Annotated in this window: 19 protein-coding genes; 11 read left to right on the forward strand and 8 right to left on the reverse strand. The window is 73.5% G+C overall.

Translation table 11 applies throughout. The features are described 5' to 3' along the window. The first annotated feature begins 35 nt into the window (after positions 1 to 35). Positions 36 to 752 (forward strand): thioredoxin family protein, encoded by a 717-nt coding sequence (locus NLX85_RS02210; RefSeq protein ID WP_305885010.1) that lies wholly within the window; start codon positions 36 to 38, stop codon positions 750 to 752. A gap of 10 nt (positions 753 to 762) precedes the next feature. Here the strand turns inward: NLX85_RS02210 and NLX85_RS02215 are convergent, their stop codons facing one another. Continuing rightward, positions 763 to 1,650 carry a redoxin family protein gene (locus NLX85_RS02215; RefSeq protein ID WP_254331349.1) on the reverse strand — a complete coding sequence of 296 codons (888 nt, stop codon included), beginning with the start codon at positions 1,648 to 1,650 and terminating at the stop codon, positions 763 to 765. 163 nt (positions 1,651 to 1,813) lie between these two features. On the opposite strand from NLX85_RS02215, the gene NLX85_RS02220 reads away from it, so the two are divergent. Together NLX85_RS02220 and NLX85_RS02225 are read left to right on the forward strand one after the other, a co-directional pair. Continuing rightward, positions 1,814 to 3,013, forward strand: a complete 1,200-nt coding sequence (locus tag NLX85_RS02220; RefSeq protein ID WP_254331350.1) for an MFS transporter — start codon at positions 1,814 to 1,816, stop codon at positions 3,011 to 3,013. A 10-nt stretch (positions 3,014 to 3,023) separates the two neighbouring features. Further along, positions 3,024 to 3,971, forward strand: coding sequence for a DUF817 domain-containing protein (locus NLX85_RS02225; protein WP_254331351.1), 948 nt, complete (start codon positions 3,024 to 3,026; stop codon positions 3,969 to 3,971). On the opposite strand, the gene NLX85_RS02230 is transcribed toward NLX85_RS02225, so the two are convergent. Both NLX85_RS02230 and NLX85_RS02235 read right to left on the reverse strand, forming a co-directional pair. After that, positions 3,946 to 5,583, reverse strand: a complete 1,638-nt coding sequence (locus NLX85_RS02230) for a glycoside hydrolase family 10 protein (protein ID WP_254331352.1) — start codon at positions 5,581 to 5,583, stop codon at positions 3,946 to 3,948. The genes NLX85_RS02225 and NLX85_RS02230 overlap by 26 nt on opposite strands. A gap of 162 nt (positions 5,584 to 5,745) precedes the next feature. Continuing rightward, positions 5,746 to 6,948 (reverse strand): S1 family peptidase, encoded by a 1,203-nt coding sequence (locus tag NLX85_RS02235; RefSeq protein ID WP_254331353.1) that lies wholly within the window; start codon positions 6,946 to 6,948, stop codon positions 5,746 to 5,748. A gap of 469 nt (positions 6,949 to 7,417) precedes the next feature. Here NLX85_RS02235 and NLX85_RS02240 point away from each other — a divergent pair, with 469 nt between their 5' ends. The 3 genes from NLX85_RS02240 to NLX85_RS02250 all read left to right on the forward strand — a co-directional run bounded on the left by NLX85_RS02240 (position 7,418) and on the right by NLX85_RS02250 (position 10,985). Next, positions 7,418 to 8,749 (forward strand): MFS transporter, encoded by a 1,332-nt coding sequence (locus tag NLX85_RS02240; protein ID WP_254331354.1) that lies wholly within the window; start codon positions 7,418 to 7,420, stop codon positions 8,747 to 8,749. A 100-nt stretch (positions 8,750 to 8,849) separates the two neighbouring features. Continuing rightward, positions 8,850 to 10,484: a PP2C family protein-serine/threonine phosphatase gene (locus tag NLX85_RS02245; protein ID WP_254331355.1), complete on the forward strand. Its 1,635-nt coding sequence runs from the start codon at positions 8,850 to 8,852 to the stop codon at positions 10,482 to 10,484. Between the two features lie 60 nt (positions 10,485 to 10,544). Beyond that, positions 10,545 to 10,985, forward strand: coding sequence for an ATP-binding protein (locus NLX85_RS02250; RefSeq protein WP_254331356.1), 441 nt, complete (start codon positions 10,545 to 10,547; stop codon positions 10,983 to 10,985). A 77-nt stretch (positions 10,986 to 11,062) separates the two neighbouring features. On the opposite strand, the gene NLX85_RS02255 is transcribed toward NLX85_RS02250, so the two are convergent. From NLX85_RS02255 to iolC, 5 genes are read right to left on the reverse strand one after another with little or no spacing between them, the layout of a single operon-like run. Then, the gene (locus tag NLX85_RS02255; protein ID WP_254331357.1) at positions 11,063 to 11,773 is read right to left on the reverse strand and encodes a hypothetical protein; all 711 of its coding nucleotides are present in this window, start codon (positions 11,771 to 11,773) and stop codon (positions 11,063 to 11,065) included. A gap of 40 nt (positions 11,774 to 11,813) precedes the next feature. Beyond that, positions 11,814 to 13,658 carry a 3D-(3,5/4)-trihydroxycyclohexane-1,2-dione acylhydrolase (decyclizing) gene (iolD, locus tag NLX85_RS02260; protein WP_254331358.1) on the reverse strand — a complete coding sequence of 615 codons (1,845 nt, stop codon included), beginning with the start codon at positions 13,656 to 13,658 and terminating at the stop codon, positions 11,814 to 11,816. Further along, a complete protein-coding gene (gene iolB, locus NLX85_RS02265) occupies positions 13,658 to 14,554 on the reverse strand; it encodes a 5-deoxy-glucuronate isomerase (protein ID WP_254331359.1) in 897 nt (298 codons plus the stop codon). The genes iolD and iolB overlap by 1 nt, the downstream gene beginning before the upstream one ends. Continuing rightward, a complete protein-coding gene (locus NLX85_RS02270; protein WP_254331360.1) occupies positions 14,551 to 15,438 on the reverse strand; it encodes an aldolase in 888 nt (295 codons plus the stop codon). The genes iolB and NLX85_RS02270 overlap by 4 nt, the downstream gene beginning before the upstream one ends. Beyond that, a complete protein-coding gene (iolC, locus tag NLX85_RS02275; RefSeq protein ID WP_254331361.1) occupies positions 15,435 to 16,418 on the reverse strand; it encodes a 5-dehydro-2-deoxygluconokinase in 984 nt (327 codons plus the stop codon). The genes NLX85_RS02270 and iolC overlap by 4 nt, the downstream gene beginning before the upstream one ends. Before the next feature lie 187 nt (positions 16,419 to 16,605). On the opposite strand from iolC, the gene NLX85_RS02280 reads away from it, so the two are divergent. From NLX85_RS02280 to NLX85_RS02300, 5 genes are all read left to right on the forward strand, one after another. After that, positions 16,606 to 17,343, forward strand: a complete 738-nt coding sequence (locus NLX85_RS02280) for a GntR family transcriptional regulator (RefSeq protein WP_148431078.1) — start codon at positions 16,606 to 16,608, stop codon at positions 17,341 to 17,343. Between the two features lie 163 nt (positions 17,344 to 17,506). Beyond that, on the forward strand, positions 17,507 to 18,895 hold the full coding sequence (locus tag NLX85_RS02285; protein WP_254331362.1) for an extracellular solute-binding protein: 1,389 nt from the start codon (positions 17,507 to 17,509) through the stop codon (positions 18,893 to 18,895). 4 nt (positions 18,896 to 18,899) lie between these two features. Beyond that, the gene (locus tag NLX85_RS02290) at positions 18,900 to 19,817 is read left to right on the forward strand and encodes a carbohydrate ABC transporter permease (protein WP_254331363.1); all 918 of its coding nucleotides are present in this window, start codon (positions 18,900 to 18,902) and stop codon (positions 19,815 to 19,817) included. Continuing rightward, complete coding sequence (locus NLX85_RS33350) at positions 19,814 to 20,686, forward strand: carbohydrate ABC transporter permease (protein WP_254331364.1); 873 nt, start codon at positions 19,814 to 19,816, stop codon at positions 20,684 to 20,686. Before NLX85_RS02290 ends, NLX85_RS33350 begins: the two co-directional genes overlap by 4 nt. Beyond that, entirely contained in the window at positions 20,686 to 21,846 is a 1,161-nt protein-coding gene (locus tag NLX85_RS02300) for an ABC transporter ATP-binding protein (RefSeq protein WP_254331365.1), read from the forward strand. The genes NLX85_RS33350 and NLX85_RS02300 overlap by 1 nt, the downstream gene beginning before the upstream one ends. Positions 21,847 to 21,848 lie beyond the last annotated feature (2 nt).

Genomic DNA, 21,848 nt, shown 5'->3' on the forward strand with positions numbered 1-21,848 from the left:
GCCGCCAGCAGGACCGACGGAGGCAGGAGCCAGCCATGACGGACCTCTCGCCCACGGGATCGCCGCCGCAGGCGGGTGACGGCGGCTTCGCCGTCGTGGAGATGTTCACCTCGCAGGGCTGCGAGAGCTGCCCGCCCGCCGAGGAGGTGCTGACCGAGATCGAGCGGGACGCCCGGAAACGGGGCGAGCCGGTCTTCGCACTCGGCTTCCACGTCGACTACTGGGACCACCTGGGCTGGCCCGACCCGTACGCCGCCGCGGCGTACACCGCCCGGCAGGAGGCGTACGCGCGGGCCTTCGGCACCGGGCACCTCTACACGCCGCAGATGGTCGTCAACGGGACCGCCGAGTTCGTCGGCTCCGACCGCCGGCGGGCGGCGGAGGCGATCTCCTCCGCGCTGTCGGCACCGGCCGTCACGCCGCTCGCCCTGTCGGTCGGGGACGCGGGCGGCGGCCACGTGACGGTGGACTACCGGGCGCAGTATCCGCCGGCGCGGGGCATGTTGCACGTGGCGGTCGTGGAACGCGGCCTGGAGAACGACGTCCCCCGGGGCGAGAACGCGGGGCGCCGGCTCCGGCAGGACAACGTGGTGCGCGCCTTCACCTCGGTGGGCCTCGACGCCGAGGAGGGGCGGGTGGACCTGGCGGTGCCGCCCGACCTCGATCCCCGGCAGGCGTCGGTGGTCGGCTACGTGCAGCAGGAGGGTGAGCGGGCCGTGGTGGGCGCTGCGGCCGTCGACGTGTCCGGCTGAGCGCCGGCCGTCACGGCCCGAACGTGAAGACGTACGCGCGGAAGCCGGCCTGGTCGGTGACCAGGGTGAGCAGGTGGTCGTCGCGGGACGCGCCGGCGACCAGCCGGATCATGGCGGCCCGGTCGACCGGCGCCACCGAGTCCGCGCCCACCGCGGCGCCCCGCTCCGCGCCAATCGGCTCCCCGTCGAGCAGCACCCGGAGCGCGGCCTGCCCGGCGGGTCCCGGACGGACCACCAGGTTCACCTCGCCGGCGTTGAAGGGCAGCGCCAGTTCGCCGATCCCGGAATTGAGCTCCACGTACTCGCCGCCGCTGAGCCAGTCACCGGCCACGCTGAACGAGCCCGGCACCGCCCGGTCGGCGCCGAGGTAGGTCTCCGGGGTGATGCCGACGTAGCTTGGCTCCCCCGTGGTGGCGAACGCCGACACCTCGGGGCTGACCGGCGGCAGCCGGGTGCCCGGCGCCCTCATCTCCAGCAGCCGCCGGATCTCCGACTCGACCCGCTCGTAGTCGCCCTCCCCGACCCACCGCTGCACGAACCGCCCGTCCGCGTCGAAGAGGTACTTCGCCGGCCAGGCGTCGTTGCCGAGGGCCCGCCAGAAGGTGAAGTCGTTGTCGAGCGCGATGGGATACGTGAGCCCGTGGTCGCGGATCGCCCGGTCGATGTTCTCGGCGTGCCGGCCGAACTCGAACTCGGGAGCGTGCACTCCGACGACGGTGAGGCCGAGGTCGGCGTAGTCCCGGTGCCACGCCTTCACGTAGGGCGCGGTGCGGATCCAGTTGACGCAGGTGTACTCCCAGATGTCCACCAGGACCACCCTGCCGTGCAGGGCGTCGGGGGTCAGCGGGGGCGAGTTCACCCACCGCTGGACGTCGATCGGGGGGATCTGCCGCGCCATGCCAAGGAGGCTAACCGCGCGCCGGGGCGGGGCGAGGCGGAACGGCGACTTCACGCCGGGCCGCGGCCGTGCCGCGTGCGTCGGGCCGGACGGGGTACTCCGCTGCGCCGGTCGACCGGAGTGCGGCCGGGTCGTCCCGCGCGTTCACCGAGGAGCAGGTCTGATGAGCAACGTCCCGTCGAGGCGCCTCACACCGCACGTCGCCCTGCTCCTGCTCGCCTCGATCATCGTGTCCTTCGTCGCCGCGTCCACGGCCCCCAGCCCTCTCTACGGGATCTACCAGGCACGCTGGCACTTCTCGCCGATCACCACCACCGTGGTGTTCGCCGTCTACTCCGCCGCGGTGCTGGCCACCCTGCTCACCGTCGGCAAGCTCTCCGACCATGTCGGCCGGCGGCCGGTCCTGCTCGCCGCCATCGCGGTCCAGATGATCTCGCTGGTCATCTTCGTCCTCGCCGGCGGCGTACCCACGCTGGTGGCCGCCCGCGTCGTGCAGGGCATCGCGGCGGGCGCCGCCACCGGCGCGGCGGCCGCCGCCATGCTGGACATCGACCGGTCCCGCGGCACGCTCGCCAACTCGATCGCCCCGGGCATCGGCACCGGGGTCGGCGCCCTGCTCTCCGCGCTGCTCGTCCAGTACCTGCCCGCGCCGACGCGACTGGTGTACCTCGTCCTGCTCGTCGTCCTGCTGGTGCAGGGTGTCGGGGTCGTGCTCATGGCGGAGACGGTCACGCCGATGGCGGGAGCGCTGCGGAGCCTGCGGCCGGAGATCAGGCTGCCCCGCGCGGTACGCGGGCCGATGCTGGTCGTCGCCCCGGTCGTCTTCGCCGTCTGGGCGCTGGCCGGGTTCTTCGGCGCGCTCGGCCCGGCGCTCGTCCGCGCCCTCATGAACTCCTCGATCGTGGCCGGGGGCCTGAGCATCTTCGTCTTCGCGGTCTTCGGGTCCGCCGCCATCCTCGTGCTGCGCGACCGGCCCGCGAAGACCGTCATGCTCACCGGCATCACCGCGCTCGTCATCGGCATGATCATCACGCTGGTGTCGGTGTCCGCCGACTCCATCGCCGGCTTCTTCGTCGGCCTCGCGTTCGGCGGCGTCGGCTTCGGAGGCGGCTTCCAGGGCGCCCTCAAGACCGTCACGCCACTGGTCGAGGCGCACGAGCGCGCCAGCGTGCTCTCCCTGCTCTACATCGTCTCCTACGTCGGCTTCGGCCTGCCCACCGTCATCGCGGGCTTCCTCGTGGTCCACGGCGGGGGCCTGCGCCGGACCGCCGAGGAGTACGCCGTCGCCGTCATCGTGCTCGCCGCGGTCGCGCTGCTCGGGCTGCGTGGAACGGCCCGGCCGACCCGGGTGAGCCCGCGATAGCGTCGAGGTGATGCACAACGCGCCCGGACCAGCCGCCCTGACCACTGCCGAACGTGCGATCGACGCCCGCTTCCGCGCGATCCTCGCCCGGCTGCCCCGGCACGGACCGGCCGGCTGGCTGACCGAGTTCGCGGTGTTCGGGCTCAAACAGGCCTGGGCGTGCGTCTTCGGCGGGGCGACGCTGGCGGTCATCTTCGCGGCGCATCTCTGGTACCCGAGGGACCCGGCGTTCGCCCGCAACGACTTCCTGACGCTCGCCGCGGTCGCCATCCAGATCGCCATGGTGGCCGGACGCCTGGAGACGCTGCGCGAGCTGCGGGTGGTGGTGCTGTTCCACCTCGTCGGCACCGTCATGGAGTTGTTCAAGACACAGGTGGGCTCCTGGTCCTACGCCTCCGACGGCCTGCTGAGGATCGGTGCGGTGCCCCTGTTCAGCGGCTTCATGTACGCCGCCGTCGGCTCCTACCTGGTCCGGGTGAACCGGCTGTTCGACCTGCGTTTCACCCGCTACCCGAGGCGCTGGCTGACGGCCCTGCTGGCCGCCGCGATCTACGCCAACTTCTTCACCAACCACTACGTCCTCGACCTGCGGTGGCTGCTCATCGCCGCCGTCGCGCTCGTGTTCGGGCGCTGCGTCATGCAGTTCCGCATCTTCCGGTTCCGGTGGCGCATGCCGCTGCTGCTGGCCTTCCTCCTCGTCGCCTTCTTCATCTGGCTCGCCGAGAACATCGCCACCTGGTCCAACGCCTGGCTCTACCCCAGCCAGCTGGGCGGTTGGCACTTCGTCTCGCCGGCGAAGCTCGCCTCCTGGTTCCTCCTCATGATCATCTCGGTCGTGCTGGTCACCTGGATCTCGCCGCCCCAGCCGCCCGACGACGGGCAGCCGCCCACCTCGGCGGGCCCGGCCGCCGCCGACGTGTCGAGCGGGCAGGTCAGGCGACGGACGCCGGCGCGCTGAGCCGGCCCTCGTTCCCGCTGCGGTCCAGGCCGGCCACGCAGTAGGTGAGCAGCCCGGCGGCCGGGGCCGTGCGGTCCACCCAGTCACCCCCACGGGTGGTGCCGACGAGCCGGGCCGCGTCGCCGTCCACCCGGTAGACGGCGAAGCTCACCGCGTGGTCGCCGCGCCAGGTCAGCGCCACCCCGCCGGTGTCCGCACGGCCCGCGCCGGTGATCGCGGGCGCCGGTGGCGGCGCCGCCGGCAGCTGAGCCATCGTCGGCAGCAGCGCGGGAGCGGCGTAGTGCGCGTCGCTGTACCGGCTGACCGCACCGAGCTTGTCGGCGCGCACCTGCCGGGCGCTGAAGTGGACGCTCCCGCTGACCCCGTGGCGCCGGTTCAGGGCGAGCTGGCGGTCCAGCTCGGCGGGGTCGCGCCAGGCCCCGCGCTCGCCCACCCGGTAGTCGGCCTGGCCGATGTAGAGCTGCACCCGGGTGCCCCGCACCGTGGCCGCCCACCAGGGCAGCAGCTTGGCGTAGTCGGCCTTGCCGAATCCGATGTGCCAGTAGAGCTGCGGCACGACGTAGTCCAGCCACTGCCGCCGTACCCAGAGCCGGGTGTCGGCGTAGATGTCGTCGTAGCTCTGCAGGCCGGCGCTGGCCGAGCCGGCCGGGTCGGTGCGCTTGTTGCGCCAGATGCCGAACGGGCTGATGCCGAACTTCACCCACGGCTTGATCGCCTTGATCCGCTCGCTCATCTCGCGGACCAGGGTGTTCACGTTGTCCCGGCGCCAGGCGTGCTTGTCGGCGAACCCCCGGCCGTGGCGGGCGAACGCCGCGCCGTCCGGAAAGTCCTGCCCGGCCTCCGGGTACGGGTAGAAGAAGTCGTCGAAGTGCACGCCGTCGACGTCGTACCGCTGGACCGCCTCCAGCATGGCGTCCTCGACGAACCGGCGTGCCTCCGGGATGCCGGGGTTGAAGTAGAGGCGGCTGCCGGGCCGGTCGGCGCTGGGGTAGGTCACCACCCAGTCGGGGTGCTGCCGCAGCGGGTGGTTCGGCGCGAGCTGGTCGACCCGCGGGCCGGGCCCGCCCACCGTGGCCGGTTGGCCGCCCCGGTACGGGTTGAACCAGGCGTGGAACTCCAGGTTGCGGGCGTGCGCCTCGGCGACCATGAACTCCATCGGGTCCCAGCCCGGGTCGCGGCCGTCGCGGCTCCCGGTCAGCCACTCCGACCACGGCGCGTAGTTCGACGGCCAGAGGGCGTCGCCGCTCGGCCGGACGTGCACGAAGACCGCGTTGTGGTGGCGCCGCACCGCCAGGTCCAGCCAGCCCCGGAACTCGGCCCGCGCGGTCTCGGCCGGCAACCCGCGGCGGCTCGGCCAGTCGATGTTGTTCACCGTCGTGATCCACATGCCGCGCAACTCCCGGGTCGCCCGGGCCGGCCGGCCGGCGCAGTCCGTGCCACCGGCGACCGTGGCCGCGCCGCCGGAGGACGGCGTAGCACCGTCGACGACGACCCGGTCCCGCAGCGACCAGGCGCCGACCGCGGCGGCCACCGCGAGCGCGACGGCCACCGCGACGAGCGCCCGGGTGCGGCGGCGGGGAACAGGCGGGGCGGACGCATGGGCGGAGGGCATCGGCCCAGTCTGCCAGCGCCCCCGCCCCGTGAACCGGCCGGAACCGCTGCGCAACGGTCAGCCCGCGGCCGACCACACCGGGCGGCGGCGTGGGCCGGTCCGTGTCGGACCGGCCCACGCTGCTCGGATCCGCGGTTCGCCGATCCCCGCGGGTGGGACGCCTCAGCCCTGGATGAGCGAGGCGCCGTAGTAGGTCAGGGAACCGATCTGCGCGTCACCCACCGGCCGCAGCAGCGGGGCGTACCAGACGGTGCTGGACCCGTTGGGGCTCACGCCGGGGCAGACCGCCGTGCCGGTCACCCCGGCGGAGACGGTGCCGCGGGCGTCGACCCGCCCGTCCGAGCGGTACGAGTACACCGGCCCGCCGCTGTCGCCCGGCGCGGCCGCGCAGCCCCCGGCGACGATGTGGTTGGCCTGCGTCACCGGCCCGATCACGTAGCCGACGTTGACGAACTGGTTCACCACGCTGACCCGCAGGCTGCAGTGTTCACCGCTGGAGGAGCCGCCGGTGCAGACGTAGTTGCCGACGTAGTCCGAGGCGGCACCGCCCACCCCGATGCTGGTGGCGGAGTTGTAGGCCCCGGTGTAGATCCGGCCGCCGGCCGACACCCTGATCATCAGGGTGTCCCGCGGGTTCCAGTCGTTGATGATCGGGCCCATGGTGTTGGTGGGGCCGCCACCGTCGTAGGCGACCTGGCCGTTCATCCCGCAGTGCCCGGCGCTGAGGATCTGGCGGGCGTCGTTCCAGTACACCCCGAAGCCGGTGCTGCATCCACCGCCGGCGTAGTACCGCGCCCCGCCCCAGTACGGGGCGAAGTCGTTCTGGCGGTTGAGCAGCGTCGGGCTCGACGCGGTGGTCACGCTCAGCGGCAGCCGCGCGGTACGCAGGACGTCCCGCTTGCCCGACGCCAGCGCCTTGCCGGTGACGGTCACCGCGAGCCCGCTGCCGTCGACCTTGGCGGCCACCGACACGGCGCGCGGGTCGGCCGCGAGCCGCTGCGCCTCGGCGACCATCTCGCGCTGGTGGAAGCGGGCCGGCTTGAACGTCACCGGCACGGAGAGCTGCCGGGCCAGGTCGCGGACGGAGCCGGGGACCCGTCCCTTCCAGTAGACGGTGAGCCTGCGGTCCTCGGGCGCGGCGACCACGCCGGCGAAGCCCGCGCCGCGGGCGGCCGTGATCTCGCCGGCGGCCGCGTTGAGCCGGTCCTGGACCGAGAACAGCTCACGCCAGCTGGTGAACCCGCCCGGCACGGCCTCGGCCGGCTGGGTCGACGGCGTGACGGGTTTCCCGTCGGCCACCGCCGGGGTCGCGATCGCGCCGGTGGCGACGATCGCGGCGGCCAACGCGAAAAGGGTACGGCGCATGACCGTGCCCCCGCGTCCGCCCGGTGTCATTCGACTCATGGGGATGTACCTCCTGCGAGTGAGAGCCGCCGGGGCGACAGTTTCCCCGGCCGAATTCGAATTCTGCGGCGGTGAATTTCGTTCACCACACTCCTGCTGCCAAGCGGACTCAGCTATTTACCGAAAGGGTGCCGCCGTGCGACCATTGCCGGTTCAAACCGGCCGTGAGCAGGGAATATGCTTCACCGTGAGCGTTCTTTCAGAATTCCGGGCCACTGTCGGAAAATGGCCGCCGATTGAATGAACCTTCGCCTTTCCGAAGCGCGACACGGCGAATCCCGACCGCACGATTCAAATCGCCGATTCCTCCATGTCGCATGGCCGACATCGCCCGATCGGAGACCCGCCCGGGGGCGGCCCGGCAGGTTCGGTCTTCTGCCCTCAGGCGATTGTGTTGAGGTACGCGGCCCGCGTCGTGTCGGGTGGCCGCATGCCCTCCGACACCGCGCCGCCCCGCTTCCCGCGTTCCTCGCCCTACTGGCCGGTGGTGAGCCATCCGCTGCTGCGCCGGGTGCTGCCCGGGCTCGCGGTGTCCGCCCTGGGCGACGGCATGGCGCTCGTCGCGGTGACCTGGCTGGCACTGCAACTCGCGCCGCCGGGTCAGCGCGGCACGTGGACGGCGCTCGCGGTGGCCGCGTACACCCTGCCCAGTGCCGCCGGAGCGGTGGTCTTCGGCCGGTTGCTGGCCGGTCGGAGCGGGGCCGAGCTCGCCGGCTGGGACGCCGTCCTGCGCGCCGGAGCACTCGCGGCGATCCCCGTCGCCCACCTCGCCGGTGCGCTCAGCATCGGCCTGTACGTGACCCTGCTCGCCGCGTCCTCGCTGCTGCACTCGTGGGGTTCCGCCGGGCGCTACACCCTGATCGCCGAACTCCTGCCCGAACGGCATCACCTGCCGGCCAACGCGGTGCTCGCCGTCATCGGCGAGACGGCCACCATCGTCGGTCCCCCGCTGGCGGGCGTCCTCATCGGCGCGGCCGGGCCGGTCTGGGTCATCGCGATCGACGCGGTCACCTTCGCCGTCCTGGCCGCGACCTACCGTCGCGCCGTCCCCGACCGCCGGCGGCCGGCTCCGGCGGGGACCGCTCCGCCGCGCACGGCCGGCTTCGGCATCATCCGGCGCCACCGGTCCCTGCGCGGCCTGCTGGGGCTGACCTTCGGGTTCTTCCTCCTCTTCGGCCCCTTCTACGTGGCCATGCCGGTCCTGGTCACCGAGGAACTGCGCGGCTCGGCGACCACCCTCGGGCTGTACTACACGGCGTTCGGCGCCGGCTCCCTCCTCGGCGGCCTCGCCACCGGCTACCTGCACCGGTGGCCGCTGTGGCCCACCACCGCCGGCATCGTCGTCGGGTTCGGCGTCGCCATGCTGCCGCTGGGCCTGGGCGCACCCGTCGGCCTGTCCCTGCCGGCGTTCGCCCTGGCCGGCCTCGTCTGGGCGCCGTACCTGTCCACGTCGATGGCGCTGTTCCAGCGCAGCACCAGCGCCACGGCGCTTCCCCAGGCCCTGGCCGCCAACAGCGCCGTCCTCGTGCTGGCGGTGCCCCTGGGCACCATGCTCGGCGGACCGCTGACGACCGGCCTCGGCGCCCGCCGGACGCTGCTGGTGTGCGCCGCGGCCACCATCGCCCTCGGATTGGCGGCCGGGCTCGCCGTCCTGCCCCGCCGACGGTCCGGTAGCGGCGACGAGCCGAGCGGGGCGGGGCCCGCGCCCGAGCAACCGCCCCGACCGGCGGATCCCGCCGGGACGGGCGCCCGCAGGGGCTGACGCCCGACGATCGGCGATCACCGGCAGCCCTCGACCGGGCCGGAGTGGCGGTCGTCGCGGAGCCCGACGGGGCCGCGGTGGGTACGGCTATGGTCGGGCGGTGGATGAGCTGTTCGAGGCGGCGGGAACGCTGCGCTCGGCGTACCGGGGGGTGGACTGGGCGTCGACGTCACTGGGCGCGGTGTCCGGGTGGAGACCTACGTTGCGCGCGGCCATCGACCTCACCCTGCACTCCCGGTTCCCGGTGACGCTGTTCTGGGGCCCGGAGTTCGTCATGATCTACAACGAGGCGTACGTCGAGCTGATCGGGAACAAGCACCCGGCCGCGCTCGGCGCCCCGGCGGCACGGGTGTTCCCGGAGATCTGGGACGTCATCGGCCCGATGCTCGCCTCGGTGCGGTCGACCCGGCGCGCGACCTGGACGCGGGACATGCGGCTGCTGATGGACCGGCGGGGCTACCCCGAGGAGTGCTACTTCACGTTCTCCTATTCCGCCGCCCGCGGCCCCGGCGGCCAGGTCGAGGGCGTGGTCGACATCGCGACGGAGACCACCACGCAGGTCCTGTCGCAGCGGCGGCTGATCATGCTGGTCGGGCTCAACGACGCCCTCAGCGGCCTCGACGACCCGGCGGAGATCCTCGACCGGGCGGTGCGGGTGCTGCGTACCGTGCCGCAGGACCTGCCGGACGTCGACATCCTGGGCGCCGACGCCGCCGGCGGCGGCCGCCCGCCGCTGCCCGCGGTCCCGTCGATGATCTTCCGCGACGGGGACGTCGTGGTGGAGACGTCCGCGCAGACCCGCGTGATGCGGGTACGCCTGCCCGGCGTGCCGCCGTCCGCCGACACGGCCCTGGTGGCCCGGCTGAGCCAGCACCTGCCCCTCGACGACGGCTACCTGGGCTTCGTGCGGCTGGTGGGCGCCACGGTGGCGCAGGCGCTGCACCGGGCCCGGACGCGCCAGGCCGAGCGCCGGGTCGCCGTCCTCGAACGGGACCTGTCCGAGAGGCTGCAACGCAGCCTGCTGACCCCACCGGCGCGGCCGCACGGCCTGGAGGTGGCGGTCCGGTACCAGCCGGCGGGCGAGCAGGCCCGGATCGGCGGTGACTGGTACGACTCGTTCCTGCAGCCCGACGGCTCGCTCACCCTGGTCATCGGGGACGTGGCGGGCCACGACCAGCAGGCCGCGACGACGATGGCGCAGATCCGCAACCTGCTCCGCGGGGTCGCGTACGCCGTGCGGAAGTCGCCGGCCGCGGTGCTGGAGGGCCTGGAGGAGACGATGCGCGGCCTGGGCCTGGACGAGCTGGCGACCGCGGTCCTGGCCCGGGTGGAACAGGACGAGGAGCAGGCCCGGGCGGGCGCACGCACGCTGTGCTGGTCCAACGCCGGGCACCCGCCACCGGTCCTCGTCGCCCCCGACGGGACCGCGCGCCTGCTGCACACGCCCCCGGAGATGCTGCTGGGCGTCCGGGCCGGCGTCACGCGCGGTGACCACCGCGTCACCCTCACGCCCGGCTGCGCCGTCGTGCTCTACACCGACGGCCTGGTCGACCGGCGGGACGCCGTCATCGACGACGGGCTGGCCGGGCTGGTCCGGGACCTCACCGGCCGGCACGGCTCGACCGCGGAGCAGCTCTGCGACCTGCTGCTGACCCGCTACGCCGCCACCAGCGACGACGACATCGCCCTGGTCGTGCTGCGGATACCGCCGGAGCCAGCCGGCACCCCGCGGTAGGGTCGCGCCGCCGCGGCACCGCCCTCGGAGGATATTCGGAATGCGGGTAGCCTCTTTTCCATGGGCGGTGCCGAACCGCCGGCCGAGATCAGCTCGACGGGGGCCGGGTACGCGCGACACGAGTCGTCGTCGCTGCTGTCCCGGCGGTTCACCGCGGCCAACATCACCGAGCTGCGGCACGCCGTCGCCGCCCGCGTCGCGGCGGCCGGGCTGACCGGCGACCCGGCCGAGGGCTTCGTCCTGGCCATCCACGAACTCGCCACCAACGCGGTACGCCACGGCGGCGGCGCCGGCCACCTGCACCTCCGGCGGCAGGGCGACGAACTGCGCTGCGAGGTCGTCGACCACGGCCCGGGCGCCGACCCGCCGTCGATCCAGCGGGCCGGTGGGACCGAGGCCGGCGGCCGGGGCCTCTGGCTGGCGGATCATCTGGCCGACTCACTGGTCCTCCGCCGCCGCCCCGACGGCCTGACCGCGACCGTCACCATCGGGCTGCCCTGACCGCGCCGGCGGGTGCGCTCCACCAGCCGGCGGGACCGGACGTACACCGCATCCACTCCCCGGCGACGTTCGAACGGCTAGTCGGGGTCGTGGATCTTCGCCATCCCGGCGGCGAACTCGGCGTCGCTGACCGCGCCACGTTCGTGTTGCCGGATGAGCGCGTGCATGTCGCGCCGCTGGTCGGCGCTCAGGGCGTCGCGGGTCGTGCGTGCCCGGCCGGCTCCGGCGGATGACGTCGTCGATCCGCCGGCGGCGGGTGGCTGCGCCGGCGGACCGGTGGACCCGGCCAGCCGGAGTTGCGCGTCACGGTGGTGCGCCCGCAGGGTCTCCAGGATCTCGTCGTAGTGTTCCGGCCACGTGGCGAGCCGGCCCAGTTCCGGCCGGAACGTGAACGGCCGGAACAGGTCGCCGCGCTGCAGCGGGGTCTGCACCCGGGTGCCGTCGATCCGCTCGATGACGATCGCCGGGCGGCCCATGTCCAGCCCCGCCATGGTGGCCGTGCCGCTGTGGATCTCCGCGACCGACGCCCAGGGCACCGTGGTCGTGTGCAGGAGGGAGCGGGACCGGATGCCGCCGTCGCTGACGTAAACCCCGAGCATCGCCTGCCGCGCCGTGCCGACGGTGCCACCGGCCAGCCAGACCGCGAAGAGGATCGCCACCGGCGTCGGCAGCTCCCCACGCGCGTACGTGATCACGAGGACTGCGGCGGGGACGGCGACCGCGACCAGCCCCAGCACCGCGAACGCCGTCGCGATGTCGAGCGAGTAGGGGCGCTCCCATCTCCGCATGCCGTCATGGTGGGCAGCGGCGTCAACCCCGGGCGGCGGGTCAGGCGGGACGGAGGTGGGTGTGCCGGCTCTTGCGCCCCGTCTCGTACGCGGCCCGGGCGGCCCGCCCCTCGGCGGTGCTGGCCACCTCGGCGACCGGCACGTCCCACCACGCGCCGCCGTCCGGGCCGGCCTGGAACCGGTCGGTCCGCACGTGCACCACGGTGGTCCGGGTGGCCGCCGTCGCCGTCGCCAGCGCCGCCCGGAGCTGGGCCATGGTCGACACCCGGATCAGGTCGGCGCCGAGGCTGGCCGCGTTGGCGCCGAGGTCGACCGGCAACGGCGCACCATCCCGGTCGGTGTAGGCGGTGCCGAGCCGGTGCGCGCCGACGCTCTCCGACAGCCGGCCGATCGAGGCGAAGCCGGAGTTGTCGACCAGCACCACGACCAGCTTGACGCCCTCGGCGACCGCGGTGGCCAGCTCGCTCGGCAGCATCAGGTACGACCCGTCGCCGACCAGCACGAACACCTCGCGCTCGGGCGCGGCCAGCTTCACCCCGATCCCGCCGGCGATCTCGTAGCCCATGCAGGAGTAGCCGTACTCCACGTGGTAGCTCTTCGGGTCGCCGCTGCGCCACAGGCGGTGCAGGTCGCCGGGCATCGACCCGGCGGCGCACACCACCACGCCGCGGGGGCCGGCGGCGTCGTTGACGGCGCCGATCACCGCGGTCTGGGTGGGCGCCGCGTCCGGGTCGGCGTGCCGAGCGGCGTCCGCCACGGCCGTCCACCGCTCGCGCAGCCGGGCCACCGATTCCCGGTACGCGGCTTCGGTGGCCCAGCCGGCGCAGGCCGCGTCGAGGGCGGCGAGGCTCTCCCGCGCGTCGCCGACGACCTGCGTTCCGGACAGTTTCGCCGCGTCGAAGCCGGTGACGTTGAGGTTCACGAAGCGCGCACCGTCGCCGAAGAGGGTGCCGGAGGCGGTGGTGAAGTCGCTGTAGCGGGTGCCCACCCCGATCACCACGTCCGCGCCGGCCGCGATCTCGTTGGCGGCGGTGGTGCCGGTGACCCCGACGGCGCCGAGCGCGAGCGGATGGTCGTGCGGCAGCGCGCCGGTGCCGGCCTGGGATTCGGCCACCGGCACCCCGTGCTCGTCGGCGAACCGGCGCAGCGCCCCGGTGGCCCCGCTGTAGATCACCCCTCCGCCGGCCACCACGAGCGGCCGGCGAGCCGTCCGCACGATCGCGGCCGCCCGGGCCAGCGCCGCCTCGTCGGCGCGGGGGCGCGGCACGTGCCAGACCCTTTCGGCGAACAGCTCGTCGGGCCAGTCGTATGCCTCCGCCTGCACGTCCTGCGGCAGCGCGAGGGTGACCGCACCGGTCTCGGCCGGGTCGGTGAGCACCCGCATGGCGGCCAGCAGCGCGGCCGGCAGCTGCTCCGGGCGGTTGATCCGGTCCCAGTAGCGGGAGACCGGCCGCAGCGCGTCGGTGACGCTGACGTCGTAGGAGCGGGGGTCCTCCAGCTCCTGGAGCACCGGGTTCGCCACCCGGGTGGCGAAGATGTCGCCGGGCAGCAGCAGCACCGGCAGCCGGTTGATGGTGGCGCCGGCGGCGCCGGTGACCAGGTTCGTCGCGCCGGGGCCGATCGAGGTGGTGCAGGCCAGGGTGCTGAGCCGGTCGGTCATCCGGGCGTACGCCGCCGCCGTGTGCACCATCCCCTGCTCGGTGCGGCAGAGGTGGTACGGCAGGTCGGCGCCCGCGCCGGCCAGGGCCTCGCCCAGTCCGGCGACGTTGCCGTGGCCGAAGATGCCGAAGCAGGCGGGGATGAGCCGTTGCCGCCGCCCGTCGCGTTCGGAGAACTGCCGGGACAGGAACGCCACCAGCGCCTGCGCGACCGTCAACCTGGGCATCACGCCTCTTTCGTTCCGGGCCGGGTCAGCGGCAGCCGCGGGTCCACCGGCTGGGCGGCCCAGCTGCCCCGGATCCAGCCGTGCCGGGGATCGTCCACACAGGCCATGGTCCGGGTGGCGCCCGGCCCGGCCAGCACGTTCAGGTAGTACAGGTCGTAGCCGGGGGCGGCCATCGACGGCCCGTGGTAGCCGTACGGGACGAGCACCACGTCACCGGTGCGCACCTCGGCGAGCACGTCGACGGGCCGCTCGGCGGTGCCGTAGACCCGCTGGTAGCCGACCGGGCCCTCGCCCGGCTCACCGCCGGCCACCTCGAAGTAGTAGACCTCCTCCAGCGCGGCCTCCACCCGCCCGTCGTCGTACGTGCGGTCCTGCTCGTGCTTGTGCGGCGGGTACGACGACCAGTTCCCGCCCGGCGTGAGCACCTCCACGGCGACCAGCCGGTCGCAGTCGAAGGCGGCCGGCGCGCAGAAGTTGTTGACCTGCCGGCTGGCCGGCCCGGCGCCGCGCAGTTCCACCGGCACGTCCCGGGCCGCGCCGTAGCGCGGCGACAGCCGGCGGGTGGCCCGCGCCGACGGCAGCGCGAAGCGTCCCGCGCCGCGGATCGTCACGTCGGCGTCCCGGGGCAGGTAGGCGAAGTCGGTGACCGCGGCGAACACCGACTCCCGCCCGGTCAGCGCGAGCAGCAACCCGTCACAGTGCACGGTGGCGGCGCCGGCCAGTGGCAGGACCAGCATCTCCTCGTCGCCGGTGGCGAAGCTGACCTCGCCGCCGGCCGGCAGGGTGAGCACCCGCAGGCCGGCGTAGGTCCAGCCGGCCCGCTCGGGCGTGACCTCCAGCGCCCACGGCGCCCGGGCCGTGCCGCCCCAGGGCAGGTGCCCGTCGCCGGTCCTCACGCGTCCTGCCCGGTGGGCAGCAGCGAGCCGGCCAGGTCGACGGCGGCGGCCACGTCGTCGTCGGGCGGGTAGAGCAGCGCCCGGCCGACCACCAGGCCGCGCACGCCGGGCAGCCGCAGCGCCCGCGCCCACCGGGCGTAGACCACGTCGGGCGCCTCCACCGGGTCGCCGCCGAGCAGCAGGACCGGCAGCGTGGTCGCGGCCACGACCTGCTCCATCTCGTCGACGGCCGGCAGCTTCAGCCAGGTGTACGCGCTTGTCGCGCCGAGCGCCTGCCCGACGCTGACGCCCTTGATGACCGCCTCGGGGCGCAGGTCGGCGCTGACCCGGCGGCCGTCACGGGCCACCCAGAGCGGCTCGACCAGGGCCACGGTGCGGTGCGCGGCGAGGGCGGTGACCGCCTGGGCGCAGGCCTGGAGGGTGGAGGCGGTGCCCGGGTCGTCCGGGTCGATCCGGCAGAGCATCTTGCCGCCGTCGTAGCGCATGGCGGCGATGCTGTCGGCGTCGTAGGCGGTGAACCGGTCGTCGAGTTCGAAGGTGGCGCCGGAGAGGCCGCCGCGGTTCATCGAGCCGATGGCCAGGAGGTTCTCCAGCGCACCGAGCAGCAGCAGGTCCTCCAGGATGTCCGGGGTGCCGAGCACGCCGTCGACGCCGGGCCGGGACAGCGCCACGCGCAGGCGGTCGAGCAGGTCGGCCCGCCCGGCCATGGCCATCGGCCGGTCCCGCACCCCGAGGGCGCCGCGGGCCGGGTGGTCGGCGGCGATGACGAACAGCGGCCGTCCCGGTTCGGGCCAGGGCCGGCGGGTACGGCGGGCGGCGGCTTCGGCGATCGCCTGCGGCCGGTGCGCGCGGGTGCGGGTCAGCGCCTCGTACTCGGTGCTCACCGGTCTTCTCCTGTCAGGACGGCGGTCGACGACGCCGGACCCGGCGCGGCGTTCCCGGCCAGCGCCTCGGTCTCGGCGTAGTCGGGCATGGCGGCGGAGCAGGCCAGGCGGGAGGCCACGATCGCACCGGCGGCGTTGGCGAAGCGCAGGGTCCGCTCCAGCGGCCAGCCACGCAGCAGCCCGAGGCAGAGCGCGCCGCCGAACGCGTCGCCGGCGCCGAGCCCGTTGACCACGTCGACCGGGACCGGCGGCACCCGTACGCTCTGCTCCGCGGTGCGGGCGAGCACGCCCGCCGGTCCGAGCTTGACCACGGCGAGCCGGGGCCCGCGTTCGAGCAGCAGGTCGGCGGCCCGGTCCGGGTCGCGGGTGCCGACGGCGATCTCCACCTCGTCGAGGTTGCCGACGGCGACGGTGACCCGGGGCAGCGCCTCGGCGACGGCCGCGGTCGCGGCCGCAGGGTCGGGCCAGAACATCGGCCGGTAGTCCAGGTCCAGCACGGTGTGCGGGCGGCCGGCCCGGGCGGCCAGCGCGGCCGTGTGCGCGTCGCGGCTGGGCTGCTGGCACAGGCCGGTGCCGGTGAGCCAGAAGACGCGGGCCGAGACGATCGCGTCGAGGTCCAGTTCCTCGGGACGGATCTGGAGGTCCGGGGCGGTGGGGGTGCGGTAGAACCAGAGCGGGAAGTGATCCGGCGGGAAGATCTCGCAGAAGGTGATCGGGGTGGGCAGCCCGTCGACCGGGCGGACGTGGCTGTCGTCCACACCGAACTCGCGCAGCGCCCGGTGCACGTAGTCGGCGAACGCGTCGGCGCCGGTGCGGGTGATCACGCCGGCGCGCAGCCCCTGCCGGCTGGCCGCGACCGCCACGTTGGTGGGGCTGCCGCCGAGGAACCTGCCGAACGTCTCGACCTCGGCCAGCGGCGTGGCGACCTGCAACGGATAGATGTCCACCCCGACCCGGCCGATGGTGAGCACATCGAGCATGCGGCGCCCTCCGTTCCGGCCGGCGTCGGCGTTCCGCCAGCTCGATCCCGTCCCTGATTGGTAACAGTGCTTCATGAGTTGTGTCAATGTGTTGTCATGACATCTACCCTCTGCGCTGGGTGATCGCTTCGGTACAGTGACGCCCGTCAGCACGCCCGATCCCCGCAGCCGCAGCGAGGAGGTTTCCGTGACCGGCCCCGAGATCGCGGTCGACCGCAGCAGCCCGGTCCCGCTCTACTTCCAGGTCGCGGAGCAGTTCGCCGCGGCGATCCAGCGCGGTGACCTGGCCCCGGGTGACCGCCTGGACAGCGAGTTGCAACTGGCCGACCGGCTGGGGTTGTCCCGGCCCACCGTGCGGCAGGCGATCCAGCACCTGGTCGACAAGGGACTGATCGTGCGCCGGCGCGGCGTGGGCACCCAGGTGGTCCGGGGTGAGGTGCGCCGGGCCGTCGAGCTGACCAGCCTGCACGACGACCTGGTCCGCGCCGGCCAGCGGCCGTCCACCTCGGTGCTGGAACTGGCGACGGTGGCCTGCCCGCCGGCGGTCGCCGAGGCGCTCGGCCTGCCGCCCGGCGGCGAGGTGCAGCACCTGCGCCGGCTGCGCTTCTCCGACGGGGAGCCCCTCGCGCTCATGGAGAACTGGCTCCCGGTCGACCTGCCGCGGCTCACCATGGCGGCCCTCCAGGCCGACGGCCTCTACGCGATCCTGCGCGCCGGCGGGCGCCGGATCCGCGGTGCCCACCAGCGGATCGGGGCGCGGGCCGCCACCGCCGCCGAGGCGCAGATGCTCGGTGAGCGGCGCGGCGCGCCGCTGCTCACCATGACCCGCACGGCGTACGACGACCAGGGCCGCTACGTCGAGCACGGCGCGCACATCTACCGGGCCAGCCGCTACTCCCTCGAGGTCACCGTCGCCGAGCGGTGACGGTGGATGTTTCGCGCTCATTTCAGTGACAGGTATTTACGTCGTCAGGCTGTCATGACATTGTGGCCGCAAGCACCGCCGGCAGCGGACGTGCGGCCGGCGGGGCGACCCCGCGAGTCTCTTCGAAGTCACTCCTTGCGAAGGGAAACAGCCCATGTCAGCCATGTCGAGACGCGCGACGGGCGCGCTCGCCGCGCTCACCGCCGTCGCCCTCGCCGCCACGGCCTGCGGCGGCTCGGACGAGCCCGCCGCCAAGGACGCCAAGAACATCACCCTGACCATCTCCGCGAACTCCATCGTGGGCGGCAAGAACTCCGCCGGCGCCGAGTGGATCGAGAAGTGGGTCATCCCCAAGTTCGTCGAGGCGCAGAAGGCCAAGGGCGTCACCGCCAAGGTGACGTTCGTGCCCAGCGGCGTCGACGACGAGCAGTACAAGACCAAGCTCGCCCTGGACCTGCGTTCCAAGGGCGGCGCCGACGTGATCGCCGTGGACGGCATCTGGGTCGGCGAGTTCGTCCAGGCCGGTTACCTCAAGCCGCTGTCCGAGGTGGCCGGGAAGCAGGTCGACTCCTGGGAGGGCTGGTCCCAGATCCCGGAGACCGTGCAGGGCCTTGGCTCGTTCGAGGACAAGCGCTACGGCATCCCGCTCGGCACCGACGGGCGGGTCCTCTACTACAACAAGAAGCTCTTCGCCCAAGCCGGCCTGCCCGCGGACTGGCAGCCGAAGAGCTGGCAGGAGATCCTCGACGCCGGCACGAAGCTCAAGGCGCTGCCCGGCGTGACCCCGATCCAGATCAACGCCGGCACCGCGATGGGCGAGGCCACCTCCATGCAGGGCGCGCTGCCGCTGCTGGTGGGCGCGGGCGGCGAGATCTACAAGGACGGCAAGTGGGCCGGCGCCACCCAGCCGGTCAAGGACATGCTCGACTTCTACACCAAGGTCTACGGCGGTGGCCTGGGCGACCCGAAGCTCCAGCAGGAGGCCAAGGGACGCGACAAGTCGTTCGCCGAGTTCGCCGCCGGCAAGATCGGCATCCTTGGCGAGGGTGACTACTTCTGGCGCAGCGTCATCAACCCGAAGACCGGCATCGCCAAGATGGCCGACCGGGACACCACCGTCGGTTATGCGATGATCCCCGCCAAGCAGCCCGGCGCGGGCATCCGCGGCCAGGACTTCGTCAGCATGTCCGGTGGCGGCGTCCGGGTGCTCAACCCCAACTCCAAGTTCCCCTCGCAGGCGTGGGAACTGCTGTCGTTCATGCACTCCGCCGAGGCGGTCAAGGCCGAACTCGCCGGCGAGGCGCGCATCACCGCCCGGCAGGACGTCAACAAGGAGGTCCTCGCGGGCGACCCGATGCTCAGCTTCGTCACCGAGAAGGTGCTGCCGCTGACCGCGTACCGGCCGCCGCTGGCGGTGTACCCGCAGGTGTCCGTGGCGCTCCAGGAGGCGACCGCCGCGGCCGCCTCAGGCAAGAGCGCCGACGAGGCGGCCGCCGCGTACCAGAAGAAGGTCGAAGGGTTCGTCGGTGGTCCAGGTAACGTCACCTCCTGACGAGGTGGTCGAGGGAGCGCGCCCGGTCACGGGCGCCTCCCCCGCCCCCGACGCCGCCGGCCTCGGCCGGGCCCGGGCCACCGGATTCCTCGTCCCGGCCATGGTGCTCATCCTGGTCTTCCTCGTGGTGCCGGCCGCCTGGACGATCTACCTGGGCGTCACGAACTACCGGCTGACCGGCCTGGCCGCCGCCCACCCCGAGGTCGTCGGCCTGGACAACTACACCCAGGCCCTCGGCGACGAACGGTTCCGCACCTCGCTGCTGCTCACCCTGCAGTTCGTCCTCGGCTCGGCGGTCATCGGCCAGGCCGGGCTCGGCTTCGCCATCGCGTTCGCGCTGCGCGACCGCCGCGGCCCGCTGCGCCGGGTGGTCGAGGGGTTCGTCCTGCTCTCCTGGATCCTGCCCAGCTCGGTGGTCGCCTTCCTGTGGATCGCCCTGCTCGACCGGGACGCCGGCACGCTCAACGCGCTGCTCGGCATTCCCGGGACGGCCTGGCTGCTGGACCACCCGATGCTGTCGATCATCGTCTTCAACACCTGGCGCGGCACGGCGTTCTCGATGATGCTCTACGCGGCCGCACTGGAGAACGTCCCCCGCTCCCACCTGGAGACCGCCCGGCTGGCCGGCGCCTCGACCTGGCAGCAACTGCGCGACGTGGTCTTCCCCCGCATCCGCGGGCACGTGCTGACCAACCTGCTGCTGATCAGCCTCTGGACCTTCAACGACTTCGCGCCGTTCCTGATCACCGCCGGCGGGCCCGAGCAGCGCTCGGAGATCCTGCCGGTCTACGTCTACAAGGTGGCGCTCTCCGGCGGCGAACTCGGCTTCGGCGCCGCCATCTCGTTCATCATGCTGCTGATCAACCTGTTCATAGCGCTGGTCTACCTGCGCATGCTGGGCCGGCGGAAGGAGGCGGCGTGACCACCGACACGGCGCCCGCGCCCACCACCGGGCCGACCCGGCCCACCGTCGCCGTACGCCACCTGCTCGCGCAGATCGGCCGCTACACCTTCCTCTGCGTCGTACTGGGCTTCTTCGCGCTGCCGCTGCTGTGGCTGGCCACCGCCCCGTTCGACGACACCCCGACCGTCACGGCCTCGCTGCCGCGGTTCACCCTGGACAACTTCCGCGCGCTGCTCGACAACCCGTACGCGCTGAGCTCCCTGCTCAACTCGGTCTACCTGGCGGCCGGCACCGCGGCGCTGGTGGTGACGTTCGCCGCGCTCGCCGCGTACGCGCTGAGCCGGGTTCGGGTGCCGGGCCGCGACGCGCTGCTCTACGGGCTGCTGCTGCTGTCGTCGATCGTCACCGGCACGGCCACCATGGTGCCGCTGTTCGAGCTGGCCTTCCGGCTGAACCTGATCGACTCCCGGCTCGGCGTCATCCTGATCCTCAGCGGCGGGCTGCTGCCGGCGGCCATCTTCATCCTCAAGGACTTCATGGACTCGACCCCGACGTCCTACGAGGAGTCGGCCCGGGTCTTCGGCGCCAGCCCGTTGCAGATCATGCGGCACATCGTGGTGCCGCTGGTCCGGCCCGGCCTGGCCACCGTCGGGGTCTGGGCGGTGGCCAACGTCTGGGGCAACTTCCTGGTGCCGTTCCTGCTGCTGCGCGGGCCCGACAAGGCCCCCGCCGCCGTGATCATGTACACGCTCTACACCGAGGGCGGGCAGGCCGACCTGCGGCTGCTCTCCACCTTCTCGCTGCTCTACTCGCTGCCGGTGGCGCTCATGTTCGTCTTCGTCAGCAGCCGGTACGGGTTCCGCTTCCACGGAGGGATCAAGCGCTGATGTCCGCCATCACCATGCGCGAGCTGACCAAGGTCTACCCCAACGGGGTACGCGCCCTGGACGCCCTCGACCTGGAGATCGCCGACGGGGAGTTCTTCGCCCTGCTCGGCCCGTCCGGCTGCGGCAAGACCACCCTGCTGCGCACAATCGCCGGGCTGGAGGTCGCCTCCGGCGGCAGCGTGCGGATCGGCGAGCGCGACGTCACCTCCCTGCCGCCGGGCAAGCGGGACGTGGCCATGGTCTTCCAGGACTACGCCCTCTTCCCGCACATGACCGTGCGGGACAACATCGCCTACCCGCTGCGGATCAAGAAGGTCGACCGGCGCAGCCGCGCCGGCAAGGCCGCCGACACCGCCGAGGAACTCGGCCTCTCCGGGCTGCTGGAGCGCCGCCCGGGTCAGCTCTCCGGCGGCCAGCAGCAACGCGTCGCCCTGGCCCGGGCGATGGCCTGCCACCCGCAGGTGTTCCTGCTCGACGAGCCGCTGTCCAACCTGGACGCCCGGCTGCGGCTGGAGGCCCGGACCTTCCTCAAGCGCCTCCAGCGAGAACTCGGCGTCACGACCGTCTTCGTCACCCACGACCAGGCCGAGGCGCTCGCCCTGGCCGACCGGATCGCCGTGATGGAGGGCGGCCGGATCCGCCAGGTCGGCACCCCCACCGAGGTGTTCCGCCGCCCCGCCAACACCTTCGTGGCCGGCTTCATCGGCTCCACCCCGATGAACCTCGTCGACGCGCGGGTACACGGCGACGAGCTGGCCGTGGGCCCGGCCCGGCTGCCGCTGCCGGACGACGCGCAGGGCCAGGTCACCGACGGCGAGCGCCTGGTCTACGGCATCCGCCCCGAATACCTCGACTACTCCCCCACCGCGGTCCCGGGATCGCTGACCGGCGAGGTCGTCGTCGTGGAGAACCTGGGCAGCGTCTCCCTCGTCTCGTTGGACGTGCCCGCCGACGACACCGGCGCGGGCGACGCCGCCGGCGCGGAGCGGACCAGCGTGCAGGTCGTCGTGGCCGAGGGCGCCGAGCCCGAACCGGGCGACACCGGCTGGGTGGCGCCCCGCCCCGGCCGGTCGCTGCTCTACCGGGACGGGTCCCTGGTGACCGCCACCGCCACGGCCGAGGTCCCGGCCCCCCGCGCCGGCGCCGCCGTCCGGAGCTGAGC

Source organism: Micromonospora sp. A3M-1-15, assembly GCF_024213425.1.
GTDB lineage: Bacteria > Actinomycetota > Actinomycetes > Mycobacteriales > Micromonosporaceae > Micromonospora > Micromonospora chersina.